Genomic DNA, 23,076 nt, shown 5'->3' on the forward strand with positions numbered 1-23,076 from the left:
TCGATGACGAGGGATTCCGGGGCCGGTGAGCGCCCGAGCTTCGGGACGCGCGAATCCGCCATCGCGGAAGAGGCGGAGATCGCGAATCGCTCCCGGTTGGCCTGGAAAGAGGAGCAGCTACGGGTCTGGGACCTTCTGCAGTTGATCACACCGTGGCTGCTGCTGACGATCTCGACGGCGATCTATTTCTCGTGGGTGCTTCCGGCTTCCGGTGAACGCTTCCGGCCCGAGGGCGCGTCCGTCCTCGGGCTGGTCGCGGTCTCGGTGCTGTGGGTGCTGTTCGGTCACACGCTGCCCATCAAGAGGAGGACGCTCGGGCCCGTGTCGGCGGGCATCTTCTTCGTCGGGCTGCTGGCGCTGTGCGTCACCCTCATGACGTACTCCGACATCTTCCTCGTCTTCACCATCGCGGGCTTCTTCCACGCGTACTTGCTCAGGCCGTGGCCGTTGGGGGTGCTCGGAGTCCTGGCCACCTCCGTGGCCCTCAACGGCTCGGCGATGCGCGTGTGGGCCGACCCGACCCCGGACATGCTCGCGGAGTTCACTCTGATCGTCGCCGTGCAGACCGCGGCGATCGGGGTGGGCATCCTGCTGACGGCGCGCAGCGAACCAGAGGAACGCAAGCGGGAGAAACTCGTCGAGCGACTCGAGGCGGCACTGCACGAGAACGCCGGGCTCCATGCGCAACTGGTCGCCCAGGCCCGTGAATCCGGGGCGCAGGATGAGCGGCAGCGATTGGCCGGCGAAATCCACGACACCCTGGCCCAGGGTCTCGCCGGCATCATCACACAGCTCCAGGCAGCGGAGCGTGCCGCGAATGCGCGGGGCGAGACGGAAGAGCACGTCGCGCGTGCACTTCGGCTCGCGCGCGGCAGTCTGACCGAGGCCAGACGGTCCGTACAGGCGCTCGCTCCCCAGGAACTCGGGCGAGCGCACCTCCCCGACGCGCTGCGCACGTTGACCGAGCGATGGTCAAAGGACCAGGGGATCAGCGCGCGGGTGGAGGTCACCGGCACCCGAGAGCCACTGAGCCCGGCGATCGAGGTGTCGCTCTTCCGGGTCGCGCAGGAGTCGCTGACCAACGTGGCGAAGCACGCGGCGGCCACGCGCGTCGGTGTCACGCTGTCGTACACGGGCACCGAGGTGCTGTTGGACGTGCGGGATGATGGACGCGGGTTCGCCGAAGGGGTCGGCACCGGCTTCGGCCTGACGAGCATGCGCCAGCGCATCAGAGGGGTCGGCGGTCACGTAGAGGTGCAGAGCGCACCGGGTGAAGGGACATCCGTCAGTGTGCGCGTTCCGGCGATCGCCCCCGGGGGCACGAGAGCGAAGGGGGAGACCGACCGATGATTCGACTGGTCATCGTCGACGACCATCCGATCGTGAGGGGCGGTCTTCGCGACACCTTTACGGACGCCGAGGACATCGTCGTGGTCGGTGAGGCCGGGGACGGCGTCGAGGGCATCGAACGTGCGGAGCCGCTGGCAGCGGATGTCGTGCTCATGGACCTTCGGATGCCCGGGATGGACGGCGTCGCCGCGACCGCGGCCCTGCGCGAGCGGGCCCCGAGTGCCCGAGTGCTGATCCTGACCACCTTCGACAGCGAGAGCGACGTGCTGTCGGCGATCGAGGCGGGCGCGATCGGATATCTCCTGAAGGACGCTCTGCCCGAAGAGCTGATGCGAGCCGTCCGTGCGGCCGCGCGTGGAGAGTCGGTGCTCGCTCCGTCGGTGACGCAGCACCTGATGGGGCAGGTTCGGCGGCCCGGCGCCAGCACACTGACCGATCGAGAGAAGGAGGTGCTGCAATTGGTCGCGAACGGCAGTTCGAATCGAGAGGCCGCTGCGGCGTTGTTCATCGGCGAAGCGAGCATCAAGACCCATCTGCAGCACATCTACGACAAACTCGGCGTTCGTGATCGAGCCTCGGCGGTGGCCGAGGGCTACCGCCGTCGCCTGCTCACGTGACGCCCCCGCTGCCGGCCGCCGCACGGCAGGACCGTCGCGAGCGTCATCGACGCTGAACGCTCGGCTCGCCGGGTGTCGCGCTCATTCGCCAAGTGGTCGCGCTCATTCGCCAAGTGAAGGGCTCGGCCACGCCGCAGTGGCCGATTCCGCCGGAGCGTTATTGCATAAAAGTTCGGTGGTGCGTATAGTCATGCCATCGACGAGGAGGGTTCGATGGCGGTACGGGCAGCAGTGGCGGGAGCGAGCGGTTACGCGGGCGGTGAGCTGCTGCGGCTGCTCCTCGCGCACCCCGGCGTGGAGATCGGCGCGCTCACGGGCAACAGCAACGCGGGTCGGCCCCTCGGCGGGCTTCAGCCGCATCTGCTTCCCCTGGCGGGCCGGGTGCTCCAGCCGACCACCGCCGAGGTGCTCGCCGGGCACGACGTCGTCTTCCTCGCGCTCCCGCACGGGCAGTCCGCCGCCGTCGCCGAACAGCTCGGCGACGCGGTGCTCGTCGTCGACATGGGCGCCGACTTCCGGCTGGAGGACGCCCGCGACTGGGAGAAGTTCTACGGATCCCCGCACGCCGGGACCTGGCCGTACGGGCTGCCCGAACTGCCCGGGGCCCGCGCGGCGCTGACGGGCGCCAAGCGCATCGCGGTGCCCGGCTGCTACCCCACCGCCGTGACGCTCGCCCTCCTCCCGGCGTACGCGGCGGGACTCGCCGAACCCGAAGCCGTGATCACCGCCGCCTCCGGCACCTCCGGCGCGGGCAAGTCCCTCAAGCCCCATCTGCTCGGATCCGAGGTCATGGGCTCCATGAGCCCGTACGGCGTCGGCGGCACCCACCGCCACACCCCCGAGATGAGCCAGAACCTGACCGCGGTGGCGGGGGAGCCGGTCACCGTCTCCTTCACCCCGACCCTCGCGCCCATGGCCCGCGGCATCCTCGCCACCTGCTCCGCCAAGGCGAAGCCGGGCACCACCGCCCAGGACGTACGGGCCGCGTACGAGAAGGCGCTCGCCGACGAGCCGTTCGTCCACCTCCTGCCGGAGGGACAGTGGCCCGCCACCGCGTCCGTCCTCGGATCGAACGCCGTCCAGATCCAGGTCGCGTACGACGAGACCGCGGGCCGCGTCATCGCCGTCAGCGCGATCGACAACCTCACCAAGGGCACCGCGGGCGGCGCGGTACAGAGCATGAACATCGCCCTCGGGCTCCCCGAGGACACCGGACTCTCCACGGTCGGAACCGCCCCGTGAGCGACGGGACACCCACGGCGCCGCTCCGGCAGTACCGCACCAGCCGCCGCACCGCGCGGCCCGGCGACCCTCGGGCGACCGGGCCACGGACGGCGAAGACCGCACCGGCGCACCGCGCGGGCGGAGAATCGAAGAAGAAGGAGATGCAGTGAGCGTCACCGCAGCGAGAGGATTCACGGCCGCGGGCATCGCCGCCGGGATCAAGGACAGCGGCAACCCCGACCTGGCCCTCGTGGTCAACAACGGGCCCCGCCGAGCCGCAGCGGGCGTGTTCACCTCCAACCGCGTCAAAGCCGCCCCCGTCCTCTGGTCCGAGCAGGTCCTCAAGGGCGGCGCGGTCACCGCCGTCGTCCTCAACTCCGGCGGCGCCAACGCCTGCACCGGCCCCCGGGGATTCCAGGACACCCACGCCACCGCCGAGAAGGCCGCCGAGGTCCTCGAAGGGCACAGCGCGGGCGAGATCGCCGTCGCCTCCACCGGGCTCATCGGCCTGCTGCTCCCCATGGACAGGCTGCTCCCCGGCATCGAGACCGCCGCCGCGCAGCTCACCGAGGACGGCGGCGAGCGGGCCGCCATCGCCATCAAGACCACCGACACCGTCCACAAGACCTCCGTCCACCGGGGCGAGGGCTGGACCGTCGGCGGCATGGCCAAGGGCGCGGGCATGCTCGCCCCCGGCCTCGCCACCATGCTCGTCGTCCTCACCACCGACGCCGACCTGGAGGCCGAGCCCCTCGACCGGGCGCTGCGCGCCGCCACCCGCGTCACCTTCGACCGGATCGACTCCGACGGCTGCATGTCGACCAACGACACCGTGCTCCTGCTCGCCTCCGGAGCGAGCGGGGTCACACCCGGCCACGAGGAGTTCGCCGCCGGGGTACGGGCCGTCTGCGACGACCTCGCCCGGCAGCTCATCGGCGACGCCGAGGGCGCGTCCAAGGACATCCGTATCGAGGTCATCGGCGCCGCGACCGAGGACGACGCCGTCGAGGTCGGCCGCTCCATCGCCCGTAACAACCTCCTCAAGTGCGCCATCCACGGCGAGGACCCCAACTGGGGCCGGGTGCTCTCCGCCATCGGCACCACCTCGGCCGTCTTCGAACCCGACCGGCTGAACGTCGCCATCAACGGCGTCTGGGTGTGCAAGAACGGCTCCGTCGGCGAGGACCGCGACCTGGTCGACATGCGCTTCCGCGAGGTCGGCATCACCGCCGATCTCGCCGCCGGCTCCGAATCCGCGGTCATCTGGGCCAACGACCTCACCGCCGACTACGTCCACGAGAACAGCGCGTACAGCTCATGAACGACGAGCAGAGCCGCACCCGGAAGCACACCGCGCTTCCCAAGGCCAGGATCCTCATCGAGGCTCTGCCCTGGCTGACCCGGCACAACGGCAGGATCGTCGTCGTCAAGTTCGGCGGCAACGCCATGATCGACGAGGATCTCAAGGCCGCCTTCGCCCAGGACGTCGTCTTCCTGCGGCAGGCCGGCCTCAAGCCGGTCGTCGTCCACGGCGGCGGCCCGCAGATCAGCGCCCAGCTCGACCGCCACGGTCTGGAGAGCGAGTTCAAGGCGGGCCTGCGGGTCACCACACCCGAGGCGATGGACGTCGTACGGATGGTCCTGGCCGGCCAGGTCCAGCGCGACCTGGTCGGGCTGCTCAACCAGCACGGCCCGCTCGCCGTCGGTCTCACCGGCGAGGACGGCCACACCATCACCGCCGTCAAGCACCAGCCCACCATCGACGGCGAACTCGTCGACATCGGCCGCGTCGGCGAGATCAGCGCCATAGACACCGGTGTCGTCGAGGCGCTCCTGGAGGACGGCCGCATCCCCGTCGTCTCCTCGATCGCACGGGCCGAGGACGACGGCCACGTCTACAACGTCAACGCCGACACGGCCGCGGCGGCGCTGGCCGCGGCGCTCGGCGCCAAGACCCTGATGGTCCTCACCGACGTCGAGGGGCTGTACGAGGACTGGCCCCACAGCGACGAAGTGATCAGCAGGCTCACCGCGACCCAGCTGGAGAAACTGCTGCCCGATCTCTCCAGCGGCATGGTGCCCAAGATGGAGGGCTGCCTGTACGCCGTCCGCAACGGTGTCGAGACGGCCCGCGTCATCGACGGACGCGTACCGCACTCCATCCTGCTGGAGATCTTCACCGATGACGGCGTCGGCACGATGGTCGTGCCCGACGGAGAGCCTGTGACGGAGGGGGAATGATGTCCGATCAGTCGACCAACCAGGAGTACGTCCAGCGCTGGCGGGACGTGATGACCGACAACTACGGCACCCCCGGACTCACCCTCGTCCGCGGCGAGGGCGCCACGGTCTGGGACGCGGACGGCACCGCGTACACCGACTTCGTCGGCGGCATCGCCGTGAACTCCCTCGGCCACGCCCACCCGGCCGTCGTGGAGGCCGTCTCACGGCAGATCGCCTCCCTCGGCCATGTCTCCAACCTCTACATCGCCCAGCCGCCCGTGGCGCTCGCCGAGCGGCTGATCCAGCTCGCGGGCCGCCCCGGCCGCGTCTTCTTCTGCAACTCCGGCGCGGAGGCCAACGAGGCCGCCTTCAAGATCGGTCGGCTGACGGGCCGCCGCCATATGGTCGCCACCCAGGGCGGATTCCACGGCCGGACGATGGGCTCCCTCGCCCTCACCGGCCAGCCGGGCAAGAGCGATCCGTTCCTCCCGCTGCCGGGCGACGTCACCCATGTCCCGTACGGGGACGCCGACGCGCTGCGCGCGGCCGTCACCGAGGAGACCGCTTTCGTCATCATCGAACCCATCCAGGGCGAGAACGGCGTCATCGTGCCGCCCAAGGGATATCTGACCGCCGCTCGGGAGATCACCCGCGCCAAGGGCGCCCTGCTCGTGCTGGACGAGGTCCAGACCGGCATCGGGCGTACAGGCCACTGGTTCGCGGCCCAGGCCGAGGGGGTCGACGCCGATGTCGTCACGCTCGCCAAGGCGCTCGGCGGCGGGCTGCCGCTCGGTGCGACGCTCGTCTTCGGCGAGGCCGCCGAACTGCTGAAGCCCGGTCAGCACGGCACCACCTTCGGCGGGAACCCGGTCTCCTGCGCCGCGGGACTGGCCGTACTGGACACCCTCTCCGCCGACGGAGCACTCGACGAGGTCAAGAGGCTCGGCGAGAAGATCCGCGAAGGAATCGAGTCCCTGAACCACCCGCTCGTCTCCCGGGTCCGTGGCGCCGGCCTGTTGCTGGGTATCGTGCTCAACGAACCCCTCGCACCCCAGTTCCAGCGGGCGGCGCAGAGCGCGGGGTTCCTGGTGAACGTCCCGGCCCCCGATGTCGTACGGCTGATGCCGCCGCTGATCATCGGCGAGGCCGCCGTGGACGCGTTCATCGCCGCACTGCCGGGCGTTCTCGGCGCGGCAGGCGGGCACGGCTCCACCGACGGGGAAGGACGATCCGGGGAATGAGACGACGATGACCGAGGCGCAGGAGACCGAGCACGGCGGGCCCGCCGTTCCGCAGACCCGGATGGCACGCCACCGCCGGATCGTGGACATCCTCAACCGGCAGCCGGTGCGCTCCCAGAGCCAGCTCGCCAAGCTGCTCGCCGACAACGGGCTGAACGTCACCCAGGCGACGCTCTCCCGCGACCTCGACGAGCTGGGCGCGGTGAAGATCCGCAACACCGGTGGTGAGCTGATCTACGCGGTGCCCAGCGAGGGCGGCTTCCGGACTCCGCAGGCTCCGCTGGGGGAGTCCGCCAAGGAGGAGCGGATGCGGAGGCTCTCCGGGGAACTGCTGATCTCCGCGGAGGCGTCCGCCAATCTCGTGGTGCTGCGTACGCCACCGGGCGCCGCCCAGTTCCTCGCCTCGGCCATCGATCAGGCGGAGCTGCACGACATCCTCGGCACGATCGCGGGCGACGACACCCTGCTGCTGATCAGCCGCGATCCGATGGGCGGCCAGGCGCTCGCGGACCATCTGCTGAGGCTCGCCCAGAACGACCGCTGAGCGGTCGCGGTGAATCCGGCCGCTGATCCGCGCGCGTGAGCGGTGCGTGCGAGCGGTGCGCCGTGCCGCGTCCGACGACGGCCTGTGGGAGTGCCCGCAGGCGGTCGGCGGTCGGTACGCGGCGAGGGGTGGGGCCGGGCACGGTCCCGGTGTCCCCCACCCCTCGGCGGGTGTCCCGGTGACAGCCCGGCCGACTCCGCCGGACCGTGTGCGTACGGCCGCGTGCGAACCGCGAACCGCCGCCTCGCGCGCGAGAGGCACCGCACCGGAACACGGCGGGCCGACGGGCGAGCCTCTCCGGCCACAGTGCCGACCGGTGTCGGCCGGTTCCGGCTCCTGCCTGCCGGAGCAGCGGCCGGACGGCCCCGCGGGTCAGTCCGTACGCGCCGGCAGTGGCAGCGGCAGCGCCGGGAGCCCGTCCAGGCTCACCCCCACGTGCTCCTTCTTCTCGCAGTACGCGGCGAACTCGGCGTCCGACTTGCGGCCGAAGTGCTCGGCGTGCTGGGTCCGCTCCTCGCGGTAGTCCATGAACGGCACGGCGAACCCGCAGGCGTCGCTGATACGGCGGGCGTGGACGAGGACGATCGCGCGGGCACCGGGACCGTCGGCGTCCTCGAAGAGACCGATAAGATCCGGCCAGCGCGGATCGTCCCGGAAGACCGCCTCCCCGCTGCCGTGCACCCGCAGCACCTTCGGCGGACCGGAGAAGGCGCACCACATCAGGGTGATGCGGCCGTTGCCCTCCTCGCGGAGATGGGCGATGGTCTCGGCTCCGCTGCCGCCGAAGTCGAGATAGGCGAGGGTCGTCGCGTCGATGACGACGAGGGTCCCGGCGCGGCCTTTGGGAGAGAGGTTCACATGCCCGTCACCGGCGAGCGGAGCGGTCGCCGTGAAGAACACCGGCTGCTGTTCGATGAACGCCCGGATCCGGCCTTCGATTCGTTCGTAGCGCTGTCCCATGCGCCCATTGTCTCGGACCGCGGTCCGGTGCGGCCGTGCCCGCCGAGAGCACTCGTTGACGAAACATACAGAGTGATGCATACTTATGCCATCACCGAATGCACCGTAAGGAGAATCCCGTGACCGAGCGCGTCGTACTCGCCTACTCGGGCGGTTTGGACACCTCCGTCGCCATCGGCTGGATCGCCGAGGAGACGGGCGCCGAGGTCATCGCCGTTGCCGTGGACGTCGGCCAGGGCGGCGAGGACCTGGACGTCATCCGCAAGCGCGCGCTCGCCTGCGGTGCCGTCGAGGCCGAGGTCGCGGACGCCAAGGACGAGTTCGCCGACGAGTACTGCCTCCCGGCGATCAAGGCCAACGCCCTCTACATGGACCGTTACCCGCTGGTCTCCGCCCTCTCCCGGCCCACCATCGTCAAGCACCTCGTGGCCGCCGCCCGCAAGCACGACGCCGGGATCGTCGCCCACGGCTGCACCGGCAAGGGCAACGACCAGGTCCGCTTCGAGGCGGGCATCTCCGCGCTCGGTCCCGACCTGAAGTGCATCGCGCCCGTGCGGGACTACGCGATGACCCGTGACAAGGCGATCGCCTTCTGCGAGGAGAAGCAGCTCCCGATCGCCACCACCAAGAAGTCGCCGTACTCCATCGACCAGAACGTCTTCGGGCGGGCCGTCGAGACCGGCTTCCTGGAGGACATCTGGAACGGGCCGATCGAGGACATCTACGAGTACACCTCCAACCCCGCCGAGCCGCGCGAGGCCGACGAGGTCGTCATCACCTTCAAGGAAGGCGTCCCGGTCGCCATCGACGGCCGGCCCGTCACCGTCCTCCAGGCCATCCAGCAGCTCAACGAGCGCGCGGGCGGCCAGGGCGTCGGCCGGATCGACATGGTCGAGGACCGGCTCGTCGGCATCAAGTCCCGTGAGGTGTACGAGGCCCCGGGCGCGATCGCGCTGATCACCGCCCACCAGGAGCTGGAGAACGTCACCGTCGAGCGCGAGCTGGCCCGCTACAAGCGGCAGGTCGAGCAGCGCTGGGGCGAGCTGGTCTACGACGGCCTGTGGTTCTCCCCGCTCAAGCGGGCCCTCGACGGCTTCATCAACGAGGCCAACCAGCACGTCAGCGGCGACATCCGGATGACCCTGCACGGCGGTCGCGCCGTCGTCACCGGCCGGAAGTCCGACGAGTCGCTGTACGACTTCAACCTCGCGACGTACGACTCGGGCGACACCTTCGACCAGTCGAAGGCCCAGGGCTTCATCGAGCTCTTCGGCCTGTCGGCGAAGATCGCGGCCAAGCGCGACCTCGCGGGCTGAGTCCACGGGACCCCGATCCGCTTCCCTGTGCACGACGTGTACGGCCATCGCCTCCCCACTCCCGCGCGGGAGTGGGGAGGCGTCGCACTTCCACCTCCTGAGGAGCTTCAGCTGTGAGCAGCAACAACGGTGACGTCCGGCTCTGGGGCGGCCGGTTCGCCGACGGTCCCGCCGAGGCCCTGGCGAAACTCTCCGCGTCGGTCCACTTCGACTGGCGCCTCGCGCCGTACGACATCGCCGGATCCCGCGCCCACGCACGGGTGCTGCACACGGCGGGCCTGCTCACCGAGGACGAACTGGCCCGGATGCTCAGCGGGCTCGACCGGCTCGAAGCGACGGTGGCCGACGGCTCCTTCACCGGCACCATCGCGGACGAGGACGTGCATACCGCGCTCGAACGGGGCCTGCTGGAGATCCTCGGCCCGGACCTCGGCGGCAAGCTCCGCGCCGGCCGCTCCCGCAACGACCAGGTGGCCACCCTCTTCCGGATGTATCTGCGCGACCACGCCCGGATCATCGGCGGACTGATCGCCGAACTCCAGGACGCGCTGGTGGGCCTCGCCGAGGCGCACCCGGACGTCGCCATGCCCGGCCGCACCCACCTTCAGCACGCCCAGCCGGTCCTCTTCGCCCACCATGTCCTGGCGCACGTCCAGTCGCTCTCCCGTGACGCCGAGCGGCTGCGGCAGTGGGACGAGCGGACGGCTGTCTCCCCGTACGGCTCCGGGGCGCTCGCGGGCTCCTCGCTCGGGCTGGACCCGGAGGCGGTCGCCGCCGATCTCGGCTTCGAGCGCGGTTCGGCGGGCAACTCGATCGACGGCACGGCCTCGCGGGACTTCGTCGCCGAGTTCGCGTTCATCACCGCGATGATCGGGGTGAACCTCTCCCGGATCGCCGAGGAGATCATCATCTGGAACACGAAGGAGTTCTCCTTCGTCACCCTCCACGACGCCTTCTCCACCGGCTCCTCGATCATGCCGCAGAAGAAGAACCCGGACATCGCCGAGCTGGCGCGCGGAAAGTCCGGCCGGCTCATCGGCAACCTCACGGGCCTGCTGGCGACGCTGAAGGCGCTGCCGCTCGCGTACAACCGCGACCTCCAGGAGGACAAGGAACCGGTCTTCGACTCCTGCGACCAGCTGGAGGTCCTGCTCCCCGCCTTCACCGGGATGATGGCCACTCTCACCGTCAACCGGGAGCGGATGCGGGAGCTGGCCCCGGCGGGCTTCTCACTGGCGACGGACATCGCGGAGTGGCTGGTCAAGCAGGGGGTGCCGTTCCGGGTCGCCCATGAGGTCGCCGGCGAGTGCGTCAAGGAGTGCGAGGCTCGGGGCATCGAGCTGGACCAGCTCACGGACGCGCAGTTCGCCGGGATCTCGGCGCATCTGACTCCCGGCGTCCGCGCCGTGCTCAACGTTCCGGGCGCGCTCGCCTCCCGTGACGGCCGTGGCGGTACGGCCCCGTCAGCCGTCGCCGTCCAGCTCGCCGAGGTCAAGGCCGACCTGGCGGTCCAGCACGCCTGGGCCACCGCCAAGAAGTAGCCGTACGCAACAGTCGCGGCCGGCGGCCACACGGAAGCCACACGGAAGCCGTGCGGCTGCCACGGCTTCCGCTGCCTGCCGCCCGCTATCGTGCCGCCGCCCACTCCGCGAGCGCGTCGAAGTCCGGCCGGGTCAGCCCGATCCGGTGGTCGACGCGCAGGAGCAGGGCGGCGGCGAGGTGGTGTCGGGCCACGTACTCCCGGTCCAGTTCGGTGATCTCGTCGTCCAGCCAGGCGAAGGGCCGCCCGGCCGCGTACCGGAGGATGTACTGCGTCTTCCAGAACGTCCCGCGCGGCGAGGCCCCGTGCATGGCGGGCCAGTCGATGAACGGCAGCTCCGGCAGCCCCAACGGCGGACCCACCCAGACGTTCGCCTCGGCCTTCCAGGTCGTCGCCCACACCAGTTCGTAGCTCTCGGCGAGCGCGAGCAGCTCCCGCCCGTGGCCGGGATGGAGCCACACCCGCAGCGGCTTGCGCTCGGTCCAGCCGGTGGGCCGCATGCGGTGGGTCGTATAGCCCTCGGGACGGCGTTCGGGCTTGCCCCCGTAGGGATTGAGCGGCCCGTCCACATCGATCAGCAGCAGCGGCTTCATACGCGCGTTCTTCCCTTCACCTGTCTGCCGCGTGAGTCCGTGCGGCATCTGATGAGACATCGACGTCTCAATTAGGCTATGCTTGTCTCATGACAGTCGATCGTGAACAGGTTCTGCGGACCGCGGCCGCGGTTCTCTCCCGAAAAGCGACCGCGACCATGGACGAGGTCGCGAAGGCCGCGGGCATCGGCAGGGCCACCCTGCACCGGCACTTCGCGGGACGGGACGCGCTGGTGCGGGCGCTCGAAGACCTCGGGATCCGGGAGTTCGAGGCGGCGCTGGACGCCGCCCGGCTCGACGAGGGGGACGCGCCCGACGCGCTGCGCAGGCTCGTCGCCGAGACCGCGTCCGGCGCGGCGCTGCTGGCCTTCCTGTTCACCGAGAACCAGCTCTTCGAGGGCGAAGAGGTCAACGAGGGCTGGGCCCGCCTCGACGCCCGCGTCGCCGCCTTCTTCCAGCGCGGCCAGGAGGAGGGCGGCTTCCGGATCGATCTCACCGCCAGCTGGCTCACCGAGGCCCTCTACGGGCTCGTCAGCTCGGGCGCCTGGGCCGTGCAGAGCGGCCGGGTCGCGGCCCAGGACTACCAATTCATGATCGCCGAGTTGCTGCTCGGCGGTGTCACACGACGGAGCGTGCAGAAATGACCAGTACCGACCAGCTGACGAAGGAGACCGTACGCGCACCGGGCCGCTGGCTCGCGCTGGCCGTCCTCGTGCTGGCCGTGCTGCTCGTCGCGGTGGACGCCACCGTACTCGGCCTGGCCACACCGTTTCTGAGCGAGGACCTCCAGCCGACCGGCACCCAGTTGCTCTGGATCGGCGACATCTACTCGTTCATCATCGCGGGACTGCTGATCTCCATGGGCAGCCTCGGCGACCGCATCGGCCGCAAGAAGCTGCTGCTCACGGGCGCGGTCGCGTTCGGCGCGGTCTCCGTGATCAACGCGTACGCCACCAGCCCCGAGATGATGATGGTCGCACGTGCCCTGCTCGGTGTCGCCGGCGCGACCCTGATGCCGTCCACGCTCGCCCTGATCCGCAACATCTTCCACGACCCCAGGGAACGCAGCATCGCCGTCGGCGTCTGGGGCGCGGCGGCCTCCGCGGGCGCGGCGGTCGGTCCCGTCGTCGGCGGATTCCTGCTGGAGCACTTCTGGTGGGGCTCAGTCTTCCTCATCAACCTGCCCGTCATGGCGATTCTCGTCGTCGTCGGCGTCAAGCTGCTCCCCGAGTCGCGCAATCCGAACCCGGGCCCCTGGGACCTTCTCAGCGTCGCCCTCTCGCTGATCGGCATGATCGCCGTCGTCTACGCCATCAAGGAGATGGCGGTCCACGGTCTGAGCGCGGGCTCGGCCGGGGCGGCGGTCATCGGTATCAGCGCGCTGATCTGGTTCGTACGACGTCAGTTGACGCTGCACTCACCGCTGCTGGATGTGCGGCTCTTCCACAACCGGGGCTTCTCCGGCGCGGTGCTGGCGGATCTGCTGACCATCCTCGGACTCTCCGGGCTGGTCTTCTTCCTCTCGCAGTTCCTCCAGCTCGTGCAGGGACGCTCACCGCTGGAGGCGGGCCTGATCGAACTGCCCGCGGCGGTCGGCGCGGTCGGCGCGGGCCTGCTGGCGGGGTTTCTCGCCCGCAGGACATCCGTGCGCGGCGCGGTCTCCTTCGGACTGGTCGCCGTGGGACTCGCCCTGGCGGCCTGCACCCTGCTGTCCGCGGACACCGGCGTGGTGGCGCTGGGCCTCGCGCTCTTCCTGGGCGGCGTCGGCGCCGGACTCGCGTTCACCGTGACGGCGGACGTCATCCTCTCCAGCGTTCCCAAGGAACAGGCGGGCGCGGCGTCGGCCGTCTCCGAGACGGCGTACGAACTGGGCGCGGCCCTCGGCATCGCGCTGCTCGGCTCCATCGTCACCGGCGTCTACCGCGACTTCACGGTTCCGGCGGGCGTCCCCGCGGACGCGGCGACCGCCGCGCGTGACTCGCTCGGCGGAGCGACGGAAGCCGCGGGCACGCTGACCCAGGAGCAGGGAACGGCCCTCCTCGCCTCGGCGAGGGACGCCTTCGCCGACGGATTCCACGTCGCCGGCGCGGTCGGCTCGGCGGTCCTCTTCGCGACGGCGATCGCCGCGTGGTTCCTCCTCAAGGGCCAGCGGCTCGAGGACGGCATCGAGCACTGATCCCAGGGGGCGCGGGGGCGGATGCCGGGGTGCGCGGACCTGGCGCAAGGGGCCGGGGCCGACCAGGGGAACCCCGTGGTCGGCCCCGGCCCCTTGCCGGTCCCTACGCCGCTTCCTTCACCTTCGTCGCGTACATGTCCACGTACTCCTGTCCCGACAGCGCCATGACCTCCGCCATCACGGAGTCGGTGACGGCCCGCAGCACATAGCGGTCCCGGTCCATGCCCTCGTACCGCGAGAACTCCAGCGCCTCGCCGAAGCGGATCGTCACCCGGCCCGGCCGCGGCAACCCCGTGCCGCCCGGCTGGAGCTTGTCCGTGCCGATCACGGCGAACGGCACGACGGGCGCGCCGGTCATCAGGGTGAGCCTGGCGATTCCCGTACGGCCCCGGTACAGCCGGCCGTCGGGGGAGCGCGTGCCCTCGGGGTAGATGCCGAAGATCCTGCCCTCCTCCAGCACCCGCCGGCCGGTCATCAGCGCGGCCACTCCGCCGTTCGCCCCGTCGCGGTCCACCGGGATCATGCCCACCCCCGTGAAGAACCAGGCCATCAGACGGCCCTTCAGGCCCTTGCCCGTCACATACTCGTCCTTGCCGATGAAGTGGACCGGCCGCGAGCACACCAGTGGAAGGATCATCGAGTCGATGAAGGTCAGATGGTTCCCGGCGAGGATGACGGCACCGGAGCCCGGAATGTTCTCGACGCCTTCCACGCGAGGGCGGAACATCAGGCGCAGGATCGGTCCTAGAACGGCCTTGATGAGCGACAAGCGGGACAACGGGTCCTCCGGTGTCATGGACAGACGGTGACGTGGACGGGGTGCCGTGGACGGGCGGTGGAGATCGGCGCTGTCCGGCGCGGATCCGCGGTTGCTCGGTGGAGAGGTCAGTGCAGGTGAGGACGATACTCGCGGGTCACGCCTGATCGCACATCGGGTTCACGGACCGGATACGGAGTGTCGAGGTTTTTTCGGGCCGTGTTCGTCCAGCGTCCTCGGCGTGGCGCGCCCCGCTCCCCGGCGTCGCGCGCACCTGCCGGGTGCGGGACATCACATGGACCGGCCGAGCCGCGTGCCCGCCGACACTCGCCCTTCCCCGGTCAGCCGTTCGAGCCCGGCGGCATGCGCCGGACGGCGCAACCGGTCGCTCCGCGCCCGGCGTCGACATGGACCCGTAGGACCCACAGGTAGACGTCCCGGAACAGGGCCTGTGGCCGCGGACTTCCGCGCCCGAGTTGGTGGCCGCGGACTTCCGAGTCCGAGCGCCGTGGGCTCGTCGGCAGCGGCGTCCGTACGGGTGACTGTGCCGTCGCACGGCAACCGCCGCCCGTCGACGGCACGTCACGCCGGGCATGACGCTTCTCGATGAGCCGCCCGTGGATGCCGTGGCTGTCACGGCCCAGCTGGTCAGCGCGCTGCGCCCGTTGGTGCGGGCGGAGGCGACGGCCGAGGCGCCCGGCGCGGCGATGGATCCGGGCGATCTGGAACAGGCCGTCTGGGTACGGTTGTTCGAACGGCTCGAAGGCTCCGGACCCCCGGCGGACGCCGCCCGATGGGTGCGTTCGGTCGTACGGGCCGAGGTCCGCCGGGCCCGCCGGAGAGCCGCACGGGAGCGGCCGCTGGGACCGGTACCGCCGCCGGATTCGGCGGGCAGCCCCGAACGGGCCCTCCTCAGGGCGGAACGGCACCGTACGGTACGGGCCGCCGTGGCCCGCACCCCGGGAGCGTGCCCCCGGCTGCTGGCTGCGATGTTGTCTCCACAAGACCCTACATACCGCGAAATCGCAGGAGAGTTGGGAATCTCACAAGGAAGTCTGGGGCCCATGCGTTCCCGATGCCTGGGATGCCTGCGCAGAATGCTCACGGCAGAGGTTGCGGCTCCTGAACATGGGGGAATGGAGCGGTAGACAACCGGCGTGAACATCTGAGCGGGAGGCGTGCGCACATGGGGATGAGCGTGACCATCTCAGCGGCGAGAGCCCAGGACGCGGAGCAGATCCTCAAGCTCCAGTACCTGTGCTACCAGAGCGAGGCGGAGCTGTACGGCGACTACGCCATCGAGCCCCTCACCCAGTCCCTCGACGATCTGCGCGCCGAAGTCGGCCGGGGCCACGCCCTGGTGGCCCGGCTCGGGGACGAAGTGGTCGCCTCCGTACGCGGCAGCGTCGACGAGGACGGGACCGCACGGATCGCCAAGCTGATCGTGCACCCGAGGATGCAGCGTCACGGTCTCGGCGGACGGCTCCTCGACGCGATCGAGGCCCACTTCGCGGCGGAGCCCGCCGCCCGGCGGTTCCAGCTCTTCACCGGCCACCGCAGCGAGGGAAATCTCCGGCTCTACCGCAGCCACGGCTATGTGAAGGTCGGCAGCGAGCAGGTGGGCCCGAGGCTCACCCTGGTCACCCTGGAGAAACTCGTCTCCCTGGAGAACGAGGGCGCGGCGCGGGCCTTCGCGGCCAGCGCCTGAGTGACCTGGGCCGGGCCCCGTCGGACGATGGCCGCCCGGTCAGACCGTGGTCGCCCGTCGGCGGGAGCGGCGCAGCCACAGCATCCCGGTGACCGGCAGCAGTACCGGAATGAAGAGATACCCCATGCCGTACCCGGACCACACCGTGGTGTCGGGGAAGGCGGACGGATCCACGACCGTCCAGGTGCCCACGATCAGCACGCCGGCCAGCTCGGCGGCGCAGCACACCAGCGCCGCCCTGCGGGCCGCCTCCCCGCCGCGTACCAGGGTGTACGTGATGAACGCGTACACCACGGCCGCGACCGCGGAGAGCCCGTGGGCGAGCGGCGCGCTGGAGAAGTCGGTGAGGATGTGGAAGAGCGAGCGCGACACCGCGCCCACCGACATCACCCCGTACAGCCAGACCAGCAGCAGTCCGGGGCCCCGGACCAGTCTGGTGTCCCGCGGCTTCTCCTCGATGGTGGCGGGCCCTGCCATCGTCAGCCTCCCCAGATGTCGTAGAGCCGCACTTCCAGGACCGCCAGCAGGACGGCGCCGGCCGCGACGGTCGCCGAGCCCCAGCGGGTCCGCTCGGCCAGCGACAGGACTCCGGCCGCCGGGACCGAGGCGAACGCCCCGATCAGATACGCGACGAAGATCGTCGTGCCCTGGTCCGCCTTCTCGCCCCGCGCCAGCTGGACGACGCCCACCACGAGCTGAACCAGCGCCAGCACCGTCACCACCGCCATGCCGATGAAGTGCCAGTCCTTGGTGGGCTGGTCCCGGTAGGCGGCGAAGCCGCACCAGGCGGCGAGCGCGAGCGCGGACACGGCGACCGCGACGGTCAGGGCGTCGAGCATGGCCCCGAGACTATTACGGAGCCGGGAGCCGGAAGCGGGCGGCCCCGGACGCCCGCAGGGTACGGCGGGCGACGTGGAGCACATGGAGAACCGGCCACCGTGGTCTTGACCACAGCGGACCGGCCGTCCCCCTCCGCCCGCGGTCGCCGTCGGGCCGTATCGTCGCAGGTCAGCGAAGGGAAGTCGGCCTGCGGCGAAGGGCGTGGTCAAGATCGCGCGGCCTGCCGGACCCGTCCGCTATTCGGACGACCTGCTCTTCCCGTCGGGGCCGTCTGCTTTACTTGCCGCCATGACCACGACGAGCAGCCGCACTCCTGCGACCGAGGCGATCACGACGCCCGGTGCTCGTTGTCTGTGTCGAATGCGCGACTTCTGAGGGCCCCTGACCGTATCTCGCGCCCCGAAGTGAGACCGCGCGGACGCCGGATCCCCTGACCCGGATCGGCGCCGCCCCGCGCACGCACCACCGTCCTTCCGCCCCGAAGTCCGCACGATCCGGCTCCGCACGATCCGGGTCCGCACGATCCGGGTCCGCACGATCCCGGTCCGCACGATCCGGACGTCGCCGGTGCTCCCGGACGGAGCCGTGCCGTGCGCCGACGTCGTGGCGGTTCCCCGCACGAGCGCGGAAGCGCACCGAGCGGACGACCCCCTCGAAGTCCCGTAGAGAAACACCCCGTGCCCGGCGACGACTCCGCCGCGCACTCGACAGTGACGGACACCCCAGTGATCACCACATCGGGCCTGACCAAGGTCTACCGCTCGCGAGGACGCGAGGTCACCGCCCTGGACGGCGTCGACCTCCACGTCAGGGAAGGCGAGGTGTACGGCGTCATCGGTCAGAGCGGCGCCGGAAAGTCGTCGCTCATCCGCTGCGTCAATCTGCTGGAGCGCCCCACATCCGGCACCGTGACCGTGGACGGCCGGGACCTCACCGCCCTCGCCGGGTCCGGCCCCCGCGCCGGCAGGGAACTGCGCGAGGCCCGCAGCCGTATCGGCATGGTCTTCCAGCACTTCAACCTGCTGTCCTCGCGATCCGTCCAGGGCAATGTCGAACTGCCGCTGGAGATCCTCGGCCTCTCCGGCCGTGAGCGCAGCCGCAAGGCCCTCGAACTCCTCGACCTGGTGGGCCTCACCGACAAGGCCAGGTCCTACCCGAGCCAGCTCTCCGGCGGACAGAAGCAGCGCGTCGGCATCGCCCGCGCACTGGCCGGGGACCCCAAGGTGCTGCTCTCCGACGAGGCGACCAGCGCGCTCGACCCCGAGACCACCCGCTCCATCCTCCAACTGCTGCGCGATCTCAACCGCAGGCTCGGACTCACCGTGCTGCTCATCACGCACGAGATGGACGTCGTCAAGACGGTCTGCGACTCCGCCGCCCTCATGGACGGGGGCAGGATCGCCGAGTCCGGCACCGTCGCCGAACTGCTCGCGACGCCCGGCTCCGAACTGGCCGCCGCGCTCTTCCCGGTCAGCGGGGAGCCCTCCGGCGCCGGCCGCACGGTCGTGGACATCACCTTCCACGGCGACACCGCGGGCCGACCGGTGATCTCCCAGCTCTCCCGTACGTACAACATCGACATCTCGATCCTCGGCGCGGCGATGGACACCGTCGGCGGCAGGCAGGTCGGCCGGATGCGCATCGAACTGCCCGGCCCCTTCGAGGAGAACGTCGTCCCCATCGGCTTCCTGCGCGAACAAGGACTCCAGGTCGACATCGCCACCGGTGCCCCGGCCACGTCCGGCGCCACCCCCGTGGCTCTGGTGAAGGACGGTGCCGAATGACCTGGTCCGAGATGTGGCCCCTGCTGGAGCAGGCGTGCTGGGACACCTTCTACATGGTCGGCTGGTCCACCGCCATCGCCGTCGTGGCCGGGCTGCCGCTGGGCATCGTCCTCGTCCTCACCGACAAGGGCGGCCTGCTGGCGAACGCGTTCGCGAACAAGGTGATCGGCCAGCTCGTCAATGTCACGCGCTCGATGCCCTTCATCATCCTCATGGTCGCCCTGATGCCGTTCACCAAGGCGATCACCGGCACCACCATCGGCCGCGAGGGCGCGATCGTGCCCCTCGCGATCGGTGCGATCCCGTTCTTCGCCCGGCTGGTGGAGACCGCCGTACGCGATGTCGACGGCGGACTCGTCGAGGCCGTGCAGTCGATGGGCGGCAGCACCTGGACCGTCGTACGCAAGGTTCTGGTGCCCGAGTCGCTGCCGTCGCTGATCTCCAGCGCCACCACCACCGTCGTCGCCCTCATCGGCTACTCCGCCATGGCGGGCACGGTCGGCGCCGGGGGACTCGGCGACATCGCCATCCGCTACGGCTACCAGCGCTTCGAGACCGAACTGATGTGGATCACGGTGGGTGTCCTCGCCGTCGTCATCTCCGTCATCCAGTTCGCCGGCGACTACGCGGCGCGCGGCCTGCACCGGCGAGGACGCGGCGGCGGCCCCGCGCCGAGGCTGCGGTTCCTCAAAGCCGGCCCCGCGGCGGAGAAGACCGGCCCCGCACCGGAGACGGCCGTCCTGGAAGCGGCGACGGACCCCGTGAAGACCCCCTGACCACCCCAGGACTTTCCCTCCCCGTGACCCGACCCGGGTCCGTACCACCCGCACCACCCATGGAGAAAGGCACTTTTCGTGCGTAACACTGCCAAGATCACCACCGCCGTCCTGGCCGTCGGAGCCCTCACCTTCGGACTCTCCGCATGCGGCGACGACTCCGGCTCGGGAGCCAAGGCCGACGCCGACGCCCCGCTCGTCGTCGCCGCCAGCTCCGTCCCGCACGCCGAGATCCTCGGTTACGTCAAGGACAACCTGGCCGCGAAGGAAGACCTCAAGCTGGAGGTCAAGGAGTTCAGCGACTACGTGACGCCCAACACGGCCACCCAGAGCGGCGAGGTGGGCGCCAACTACTTCCAGCACAAGCCGTACCTGGACGACTTCAACAAGAAGAACGACACCACGATCGTCCCCGTCGTCACGGTCCACCTGGAGCCGCTGGGCCTCTACTCCAAGAAGGTTCAGAAGACGACCGACCTCAAGGACGGCGCGACCGTCGCCCTGCCCAACGACACCACCAACGAGGCGCGCGCCCTCAGACTCCTCGAACAGAACGGCCTCATCAAGCTCAAGGCGGGCGCGGGCAACGACGCGACGCCCAAGGACATCGCCGAGAACCCCAAGAAGATCGAGTTCAAGGAGCTGGAGGCCGCCCAGGTGCCGCGCGCGCTCGACGACGTCGACGCCGCCGTCATCAACGGCAACTACGCCGTCGAGGCGAAGCTCAGTCCCAAGAACGACGCGCTCGTACTGGAGTCCGCCCAGGACAACCCGTACGGCAACATCCTCGCCGTCAAGAAGGGCGACGAGACGGATCCGAGGGTCGAGAAGCTCGCCGAGCTGCTCCACTCGCCCCAGGTGAAGAAGTTCATCGAGGACAAGTACGACGGCTCGGTCATTCCCGCCTTCTGACCCTCCCGAACCACCGTGGCTCCGCACTCCTTCGAGGGGAGTGCGGGGCCCGCGGCTTTCCGCCCGGCCCGCAAGTGCGGCACCCTGTGGTGCGGTTCGGCAGGCCCATGCTGCATGCTGGGCTTTTCGGCAGAGCCCCTTGGTTCCCGGCTACAGCAGGCCCCTGGTTTGGTTACGGAGCGGCGCATGACTACCACCTTTCCGGACGTGTCCATCAGCACGGAGCGATTGGTGCTGCGCCCCCTCGAAGAAGCCGACATCCCCGCGTACACCGAGATGATGAACGACGAAACGGTCATCGCCTGGACATCGGTGCCCCAGCCCTACGCAGCCTCCGACGCGGAGGACTGGATCCGAAGAATCGCTCCCTCATACCGAACCCGAGGCAGAGGCATCGTCCTGGCCGTCACCGAATTCCTCACACAACGGCTCGTGGGAACCGTTCAGCTCCGAAACACCGACTGGCGGACACTCGCCACCGAAGCCTCGTATGTCACCGCGCCCTGGGCGCGCGGTGAGGGATACGCCACCGAATCGGTGCTCGCGGTCGCCGAATGGCTCTTCCGTGACCAGAAGTTCGAACGGCTGGAGCTGCGCACCGCGGCCGACAACACCGCGTCCCAGCAGGTGGCCCAGAAGATCGGATGCGTCAGCGAGGGCGTGCTGCGCAATGCCTGGATAGCGCGTACGCGCACGGGCGACGGCGGCTGGACCGAGATCCGGACCGATCTCATCGTCTGGAGCCTGCTGCCCGAGGACCTGGAGGGAGCGGCCGACCCGTCGTCGGAGTTCGGGCACACCTCCTTCACCGAATGGGACTGACGCCGGCCGGGAGACGGGACGACGGCCGGCAACGGGACCACGGCTGGGCTGGGAACGGGACGACGGGGGATGAGAGACGACGGCGGGGGAGTGCGGTGAGTGCGACGACCGCCGGAAACCGCCGCGGGACCCGTGCCTCTTTCCGGCTTTGCGGCCCTTCCGGCCCTTCCGGCCCTCCTCCGGGCCCCGTTCGGCTCTCTGTCCCGGCCGCGGCCGCCTTCCCGGCGAGGAGCCCGTTTGTCCGGAACCCCGCGATCCGGTGGCACGCCACGGCCGTCAACTGATTCAGTTGGTGCCCGCCCCAGGTAATCTCAGCCTGCCCGCGTCCCCGCCGGCAGCCCCCACCTGCGACAACACCAGGGAGACTGACGACCATGGCCGACCGCGTCACGGTGATCGGCTGGGACGGTTCGCCTCTCACCGCAGCGGCCAGATCCGCCCTCATGGCCGCCACTCTGGTGGCAGGGGCGGCGCACCATCTCGCCCTCCCCGAGGTGCCGGAGCGAGCCGAACGCATCCGCCTCGGCAGCGTCGACCTCGCCGCCCGCAGGATCGCCGGACACCGCGGCAGCGCCGTCGTCATGGCCGACGGCGACCCCGGGTTCTTCGGAGTCGTCCGTACCCTGCGCGCCCCCGAACACGGGCTGGAGGTCGAGGTGGTGCCCGCGGTCTCCTCGGTCGCCGCCGCCTTCGCCCGCGCCGGAATGCCCTGGGACGACGCCCAGATCGTCGTCGCCCACCCCCGCACCCTGCGCCGGGCCGTCAATGTGTGCCGGGCGCACCCCAAGGTCGCCGTCCTCACCTCACCCGGCGCGGGCCCCGCCGAACTGGCTCTGCTGCTCGAAGGAGTCCACCGCACCTTCGTCATCTGCGAGGAACTGGGCACCGCCAGGGAACAGGTCACCGTCCTCACCTCCGACAAGGCCGCCGACCACGCCTGGCGCGACCCCAATGTGGTGATCGCCATCGGCGGCGCGGGAATCCACTCCGTGCGGACCGGCGGCTGGATCGCGGGCCGTGAGCCCGGTTTCCCGCCTCCGGTACGCGGCTGGGCGCTGCCCCCGGAGGCGTACGGCCCCGACACACCGGGCGAGGGCGAGTCCGCGCCGCTGCGCGCGGCCCAACTGGCCCGCCTCGGGCCGCGTATCGGCGACCTCGTCTGGGACATCGGCTCCGGCGGCGGCGCGCTCGCCGCCGAGGCCGCCCGGTTCGGCGCCGCGGTGATCGCCGTGGACGCGGACCCCGCCGCCTGCGCCCGTACCGACGCCGCCGCCCGGCACGCGGGCGTTCAGGTCCAGGTCGTGAACGGGCGCGCACCGCAGGTGCTGGAGCGGCTGCCCGAACCCGACGTCGTACGCATCGGGGGCGGCGGAGCCCCGGTGGTCGCCGCCTGCGCCGACCGGCGGCCGGAACGTATCGTCACGCACGCCTCCAGCCGCGACGAGGCCGAGGCGATCAGCGCGGCTCTCGCGGCCGGCGGTTACGCCGTCGAATGCGCGCTGCTCCAGTCCGTGGATCTCGACCCGCGCGGATGGTCCGAACGCGAGCGTTCCGTCGCCTTCCTGCTCTCCGGCAGCCACCCCGAACGCGCCGCCCCGTGACCCCCGATGTCAGTGGTGGAAGGTAGGCTGACCGACCGTTGTACCGCACTGGGACGTGTCAGCGCTTCGTTCGGCAATGTCCGGGAAAACCG

At 70.5% G+C, this 23,076-nt stretch carries 23 protein-coding genes; 18 read left to right on the forward strand and 5 right to left on the reverse strand.

Features of this window, described 5'->3' with window-relative positions:
- Window positions 1-3: 3 nt before the first annotated feature.
- The 7 genes from ACWEFL_RS10400 to ACWEFL_RS10430 all read left to right on the forward strand — a co-directional run bounded on the left by ACWEFL_RS10400 (window position 4) and on the right by ACWEFL_RS10430 (window position 7,199).
- On the forward strand, window positions 4-1,350 hold the full coding sequence (locus ACWEFL_RS10400; RefSeq protein WP_451710122.1) for an ATP-binding protein: 1,347 nt from the start codon (window positions 4-6) through the stop codon (window positions 1,348-1,350).
- On the forward strand, window positions 1,347-1,967 hold the full coding sequence (locus tag ACWEFL_RS10405; RefSeq protein ID WP_451710124.1) for a response regulator: 621 nt from the start codon (window positions 1,347-1,349) through the stop codon (window positions 1,965-1,967). The genes ACWEFL_RS10400 and ACWEFL_RS10405 overlap by 4 nt, the downstream gene beginning before the upstream one ends.
- Window positions 1,968-2,180: 213 nt before the next feature.
- The gene (argC, locus tag ACWEFL_RS10410; RefSeq protein WP_451710126.1) at window positions 2,181-3,209 is read left to right on the forward strand and encodes an N-acetyl-gamma-glutamyl-phosphate reductase; all 1,029 of its coding nucleotides are present in this window, start codon (window positions 2,181-2,183) and stop codon (window positions 3,207-3,209) included.
- Between the two features lie 148 nt (window positions 3,210-3,357).
- The gene (argJ, locus tag ACWEFL_RS10415) at window positions 3,358-4,512 is read left to right on the forward strand and encodes a bifunctional glutamate N-acetyltransferase/amino-acid acetyltransferase ArgJ (protein WP_451710128.1); all 1,155 of its coding nucleotides are present in this window, start codon (window positions 3,358-3,360) and stop codon (window positions 4,510-4,512) included.
- Window positions 4,509-5,432, forward strand: coding sequence for an acetylglutamate kinase (gene argB / locus ACWEFL_RS10420; RefSeq protein WP_451710129.1), 924 nt, complete (start codon window positions 4,509-4,511; stop codon window positions 5,430-5,432). The genes argJ and argB overlap by 4 nt, the downstream gene beginning before the upstream one ends.
- Window positions 5,432-6,655 (forward strand): acetylornithine transaminase, encoded by a 1,224-nt coding sequence (locus tag ACWEFL_RS10425; protein ID WP_451710131.1) that lies wholly within the window; start codon window positions 5,432-5,434, stop codon window positions 6,653-6,655. The genes argB and ACWEFL_RS10425 overlap by 1 nt, the downstream gene beginning before the upstream one ends.
- A gap of 7 nt (window positions 6,656-6,662) precedes the next feature.
- Window positions 6,663-7,199, forward strand: a complete 537-nt coding sequence (locus ACWEFL_RS10430; RefSeq protein ID WP_451710133.1) for an arginine repressor — start codon at window positions 6,663-6,665, stop codon at window positions 7,197-7,199.
- 372 nt (window positions 7,200-7,571) lie between these two features.
- Here ACWEFL_RS10430 and ACWEFL_RS10435 read toward each other — a convergent pair whose 3' ends face one another.
- Window positions 7,572-8,159 (reverse strand): pyridoxamine 5'-phosphate oxidase family protein, encoded by a 588-nt coding sequence (locus tag ACWEFL_RS10435; protein ID WP_451710134.1) that lies wholly within the window; start codon window positions 8,157-8,159, stop codon window positions 7,572-7,574.
- A 119-nt stretch (window positions 8,160-8,278) separates the two neighbouring features.
- On the opposite strand from ACWEFL_RS10435, the gene ACWEFL_RS10440 reads away from it, so the two are divergent.
- Together ACWEFL_RS10440 and argH are read left to right on the forward strand one after the other, a co-directional pair.
- Window positions 8,279-9,475, forward strand: coding sequence for an argininosuccinate synthase (locus ACWEFL_RS10440; RefSeq protein ID WP_451710135.1), 1,197 nt, complete (start codon window positions 8,279-8,281; stop codon window positions 9,473-9,475).
- A gap of 113 nt (window positions 9,476-9,588) precedes the next feature.
- Window positions 9,589-11,016 (forward strand): argininosuccinate lyase, encoded by a 1,428-nt coding sequence (gene argH, locus ACWEFL_RS10445; protein WP_451710137.1) that lies wholly within the window; start codon window positions 9,589-9,591, stop codon window positions 11,014-11,016.
- Between the two features lie 85 nt (window positions 11,017-11,101).
- On the opposite strand, the gene ACWEFL_RS10450 is transcribed toward argH, so the two are convergent.
- The gene (locus ACWEFL_RS10450; RefSeq protein ID WP_451710436.1) at window positions 11,102-11,608 is read right to left on the reverse strand and encodes an HAD domain-containing protein; all 507 of its coding nucleotides are present in this window, start codon (window positions 11,606-11,608) and stop codon (window positions 11,102-11,104) included.
- A gap of 89 nt (window positions 11,609-11,697) precedes the next feature.
- On the opposite strand from ACWEFL_RS10450, the gene ACWEFL_RS10455 reads away from it, so the two are divergent.
- Both ACWEFL_RS10455 and ACWEFL_RS10460 read left to right on the forward strand, forming a co-directional pair.
- Window positions 11,698-12,252 carry a TetR/AcrR family transcriptional regulator gene (locus ACWEFL_RS10455; protein ID WP_451710139.1) on the forward strand — a complete coding sequence of 185 codons (555 nt, stop codon included), beginning with the start codon at window positions 11,698-11,700 and terminating at the stop codon, window positions 12,250-12,252.
- Window positions 12,249-13,784 carry an MFS transporter gene (locus tag ACWEFL_RS10460; protein WP_451710141.1) on the forward strand — a complete coding sequence of 512 codons (1,536 nt, stop codon included), beginning with the start codon at window positions 12,249-12,251 and terminating at the stop codon, window positions 13,782-13,784. Before ACWEFL_RS10455 ends, ACWEFL_RS10460 begins: the two co-directional genes overlap by 4 nt.
- A gap of 103 nt (window positions 13,785-13,887) precedes the next feature.
- On the opposite strand, the gene ACWEFL_RS10465 is transcribed toward ACWEFL_RS10460, so the two are convergent.
- Complete coding sequence (locus ACWEFL_RS10465) at window positions 13,888-14,580, reverse strand: lysophospholipid acyltransferase family protein (RefSeq protein WP_451710143.1); 693 nt, start codon at window positions 14,578-14,580, stop codon at window positions 13,888-13,890.
- A 554-nt stretch (window positions 14,581-15,134) separates the two neighbouring features.
- On the opposite strand from ACWEFL_RS10465, the gene ACWEFL_RS10470 reads away from it, so the two are divergent.
- Together ACWEFL_RS10470 and ACWEFL_RS10475 are read left to right on the forward strand one after the other, a co-directional pair.
- Window positions 15,135-15,689: a sigma-70 family RNA polymerase sigma factor gene (locus ACWEFL_RS10470; protein WP_451710145.1), complete on the forward strand. Its 555-nt coding sequence runs from the start codon at window positions 15,135-15,137 to the stop codon at window positions 15,687-15,689.
- Between the two features lie 38 nt (window positions 15,690-15,727).
- Window positions 15,728-16,249 (forward strand): GNAT family N-acetyltransferase, encoded by a 522-nt coding sequence (locus ACWEFL_RS10475; RefSeq protein WP_451710147.1) that lies wholly within the window; start codon window positions 15,728-15,730, stop codon window positions 16,247-16,249.
- Window positions 16,250-16,288: 39 nt separating this feature from the next.
- On the opposite strand, the gene ACWEFL_RS10480 is transcribed toward ACWEFL_RS10475, so the two are convergent.
- Complete coding sequence (locus ACWEFL_RS10480; RefSeq protein WP_451710149.1) at window positions 16,289-16,726, reverse strand: hypothetical protein; 438 nt, start codon at window positions 16,724-16,726, stop codon at window positions 16,289-16,291.
- Window positions 16,727-16,728: 2 nt separating this feature from the next.
- Window positions 16,729-17,088: a hypothetical protein gene (locus ACWEFL_RS10485; protein ID WP_451710151.1), complete on the reverse strand. Its 360-nt coding sequence runs from the start codon at window positions 17,086-17,088 to the stop codon at window positions 16,729-16,731.
- Window positions 17,089-17,814: 726 nt separating this feature from the next.
- Between ACWEFL_RS10485 and ACWEFL_RS10490 the strand changes: the two genes are divergently transcribed.
- The 5 genes from ACWEFL_RS10490 to cbiE all read left to right on the forward strand — a co-directional run bounded on the left by ACWEFL_RS10490 (window position 17,815) and on the right by cbiE (window position 22,984).
- On the forward strand, window positions 17,815-18,873 hold the full coding sequence (locus ACWEFL_RS10490; RefSeq protein ID WP_451710153.1) for a methionine ABC transporter ATP-binding protein: 1,059 nt from the start codon (window positions 17,815-17,817) through the stop codon (window positions 18,871-18,873).
- Complete coding sequence (locus ACWEFL_RS10495) at window positions 18,870-19,649, forward strand: methionine ABC transporter permease (RefSeq protein WP_451710155.1); 780 nt, start codon at window positions 18,870-18,872, stop codon at window positions 19,647-19,649. Before ACWEFL_RS10490 ends, ACWEFL_RS10495 begins: the two co-directional genes overlap by 4 nt.
- Before the next feature lie 78 nt (window positions 19,650-19,727).
- Window positions 19,728-20,561, forward strand: coding sequence for a MetQ/NlpA family ABC transporter substrate-binding protein (locus ACWEFL_RS10500; RefSeq protein WP_451710157.1), 834 nt, complete (start codon window positions 19,728-19,730; stop codon window positions 20,559-20,561).
- Between the two features lie 186 nt (window positions 20,562-20,747).
- Complete coding sequence (locus ACWEFL_RS10505; protein WP_451710159.1) at window positions 20,748-21,383, forward strand: GNAT family N-acetyltransferase; 636 nt, start codon at window positions 20,748-20,750, stop codon at window positions 21,381-21,383.
- Between the two features lie 374 nt (window positions 21,384-21,757).
- Entirely contained in the window at window positions 21,758-22,984 is a 1,227-nt protein-coding gene (gene cbiE / locus ACWEFL_RS10510; RefSeq protein WP_451710161.1) for a precorrin-6y C5,15-methyltransferase (decarboxylating) subunit CbiE, read from the forward strand.
- Window positions 22,985-23,076: the final 92 nt, after the last annotated feature.

This window comes from Streptomyces sp. NPDC004838, from assembly GCF_053600955.1.

What these genes read in the sequence shown, in the direction of transcription:
- ACWEFL_RS10400 (WP_451710122.1), top strand. Translation starts at nt 4, where the DNA reads ATGACGAGGGATTCCGGGGCCGGTGAGCGCCCGAGCTTCGGGACGCGC.
- ACWEFL_RS10405 (WP_451710124.1), top strand. Translation starts at nt 1,347, where the DNA reads ATGATTCGACTGGTCATCGTCGACGACCATCCGATCGTGAGGGGCGGT.
- argC (WP_451710126.1), top strand. Translation starts at nt 2,181, where the DNA reads ATGGCGGTACGGGCAGCAGTGGCGGGAGCGAGCGGTTACGCGGGCGGT.
- argB (WP_451710129.1), top strand. Translation starts at nt 4,509, where the DNA reads ATGAACGACGAGCAGAGCCGCACCCGGAAGCACACCGCGCTTCCCAAG.
- ACWEFL_RS10425 (WP_451710131.1), top strand. Translation starts at nt 5,432, where the DNA reads ATGTCCGATCAGTCGACCAACCAGGAGTACGTCCAGCGCTGGCGGGAC.
- ACWEFL_RS10430 (WP_451710133.1), top strand. Translation starts at nt 6,663, where the DNA reads ATGACCGAGGCGCAGGAGACCGAGCACGGCGGGCCCGCCGTTCCGCAG.
- ACWEFL_RS10435 (WP_451710134.1), bottom strand. Translation starts at nt 8,159, where the DNA reads ATGGGACAGCGCTACGAACGAATCGAAGGCCGGATCCGGGCGTTCATC.
- ACWEFL_RS10450 (WP_451710436.1), bottom strand. Translation starts at nt 11,608, where the DNA reads ATGAAGCCGCTGCTGCTGATCGATGTGGACGGGCCGCTCAATCCCTAC.
- ACWEFL_RS10455 (WP_451710139.1), top strand. Translation starts at nt 11,698, where the DNA reads ATGACAGTCGATCGTGAACAGGTTCTGCGGACCGCGGCCGCGGTTCTC.
- ACWEFL_RS10460 (WP_451710141.1), top strand. Translation starts at nt 12,249, where the DNA reads ATGACCAGTACCGACCAGCTGACGAAGGAGACCGTACGCGCACCGGGC.
- ACWEFL_RS10465 (WP_451710143.1), bottom strand. Translation starts at nt 14,580, where the DNA reads ATGACACCGGAGGACCCGTTGTCCCGCTTGTCGCTCATCAAGGCCGTT.
- ACWEFL_RS10470 (WP_451710145.1), top strand. Translation starts at nt 15,135, where the DNA reads ATGACGCTTCTCGATGAGCCGCCCGTGGATGCCGTGGCTGTCACGGCC.
- ACWEFL_RS10475 (WP_451710147.1), top strand. Translation starts at nt 15,728, where the DNA reads ATGGGGATGAGCGTGACCATCTCAGCGGCGAGAGCCCAGGACGCGGAG.
- ACWEFL_RS10480 (WP_451710149.1), bottom strand. Translation starts at nt 16,726, where the DNA reads ATGGCAGGGCCCGCCACCATCGAGGAGAAGCCGCGGGACACCAGACTG.
- ACWEFL_RS10485 (WP_451710151.1), bottom strand. Translation starts at nt 17,088, where the DNA reads ATGCTCGACGCCCTGACCGTCGCGGTCGCCGTGTCCGCGCTCGCGCTC.
- ACWEFL_RS10495 (WP_451710155.1), top strand. Translation starts at nt 18,870, where the DNA reads ATGACCTGGTCCGAGATGTGGCCCCTGCTGGAGCAGGCGTGCTGGGAC.
- ACWEFL_RS10505 (WP_451710159.1), top strand. Translation starts at nt 20,748, where the DNA reads ATGACTACCACCTTTCCGGACGTGTCCATCAGCACGGAGCGATTGGTG.
- cbiE (WP_451710161.1), top strand. Translation starts at nt 21,758, where the DNA reads ATGGCCGACCGCGTCACGGTGATCGGCTGGGACGGTTCGCCTCTCACC.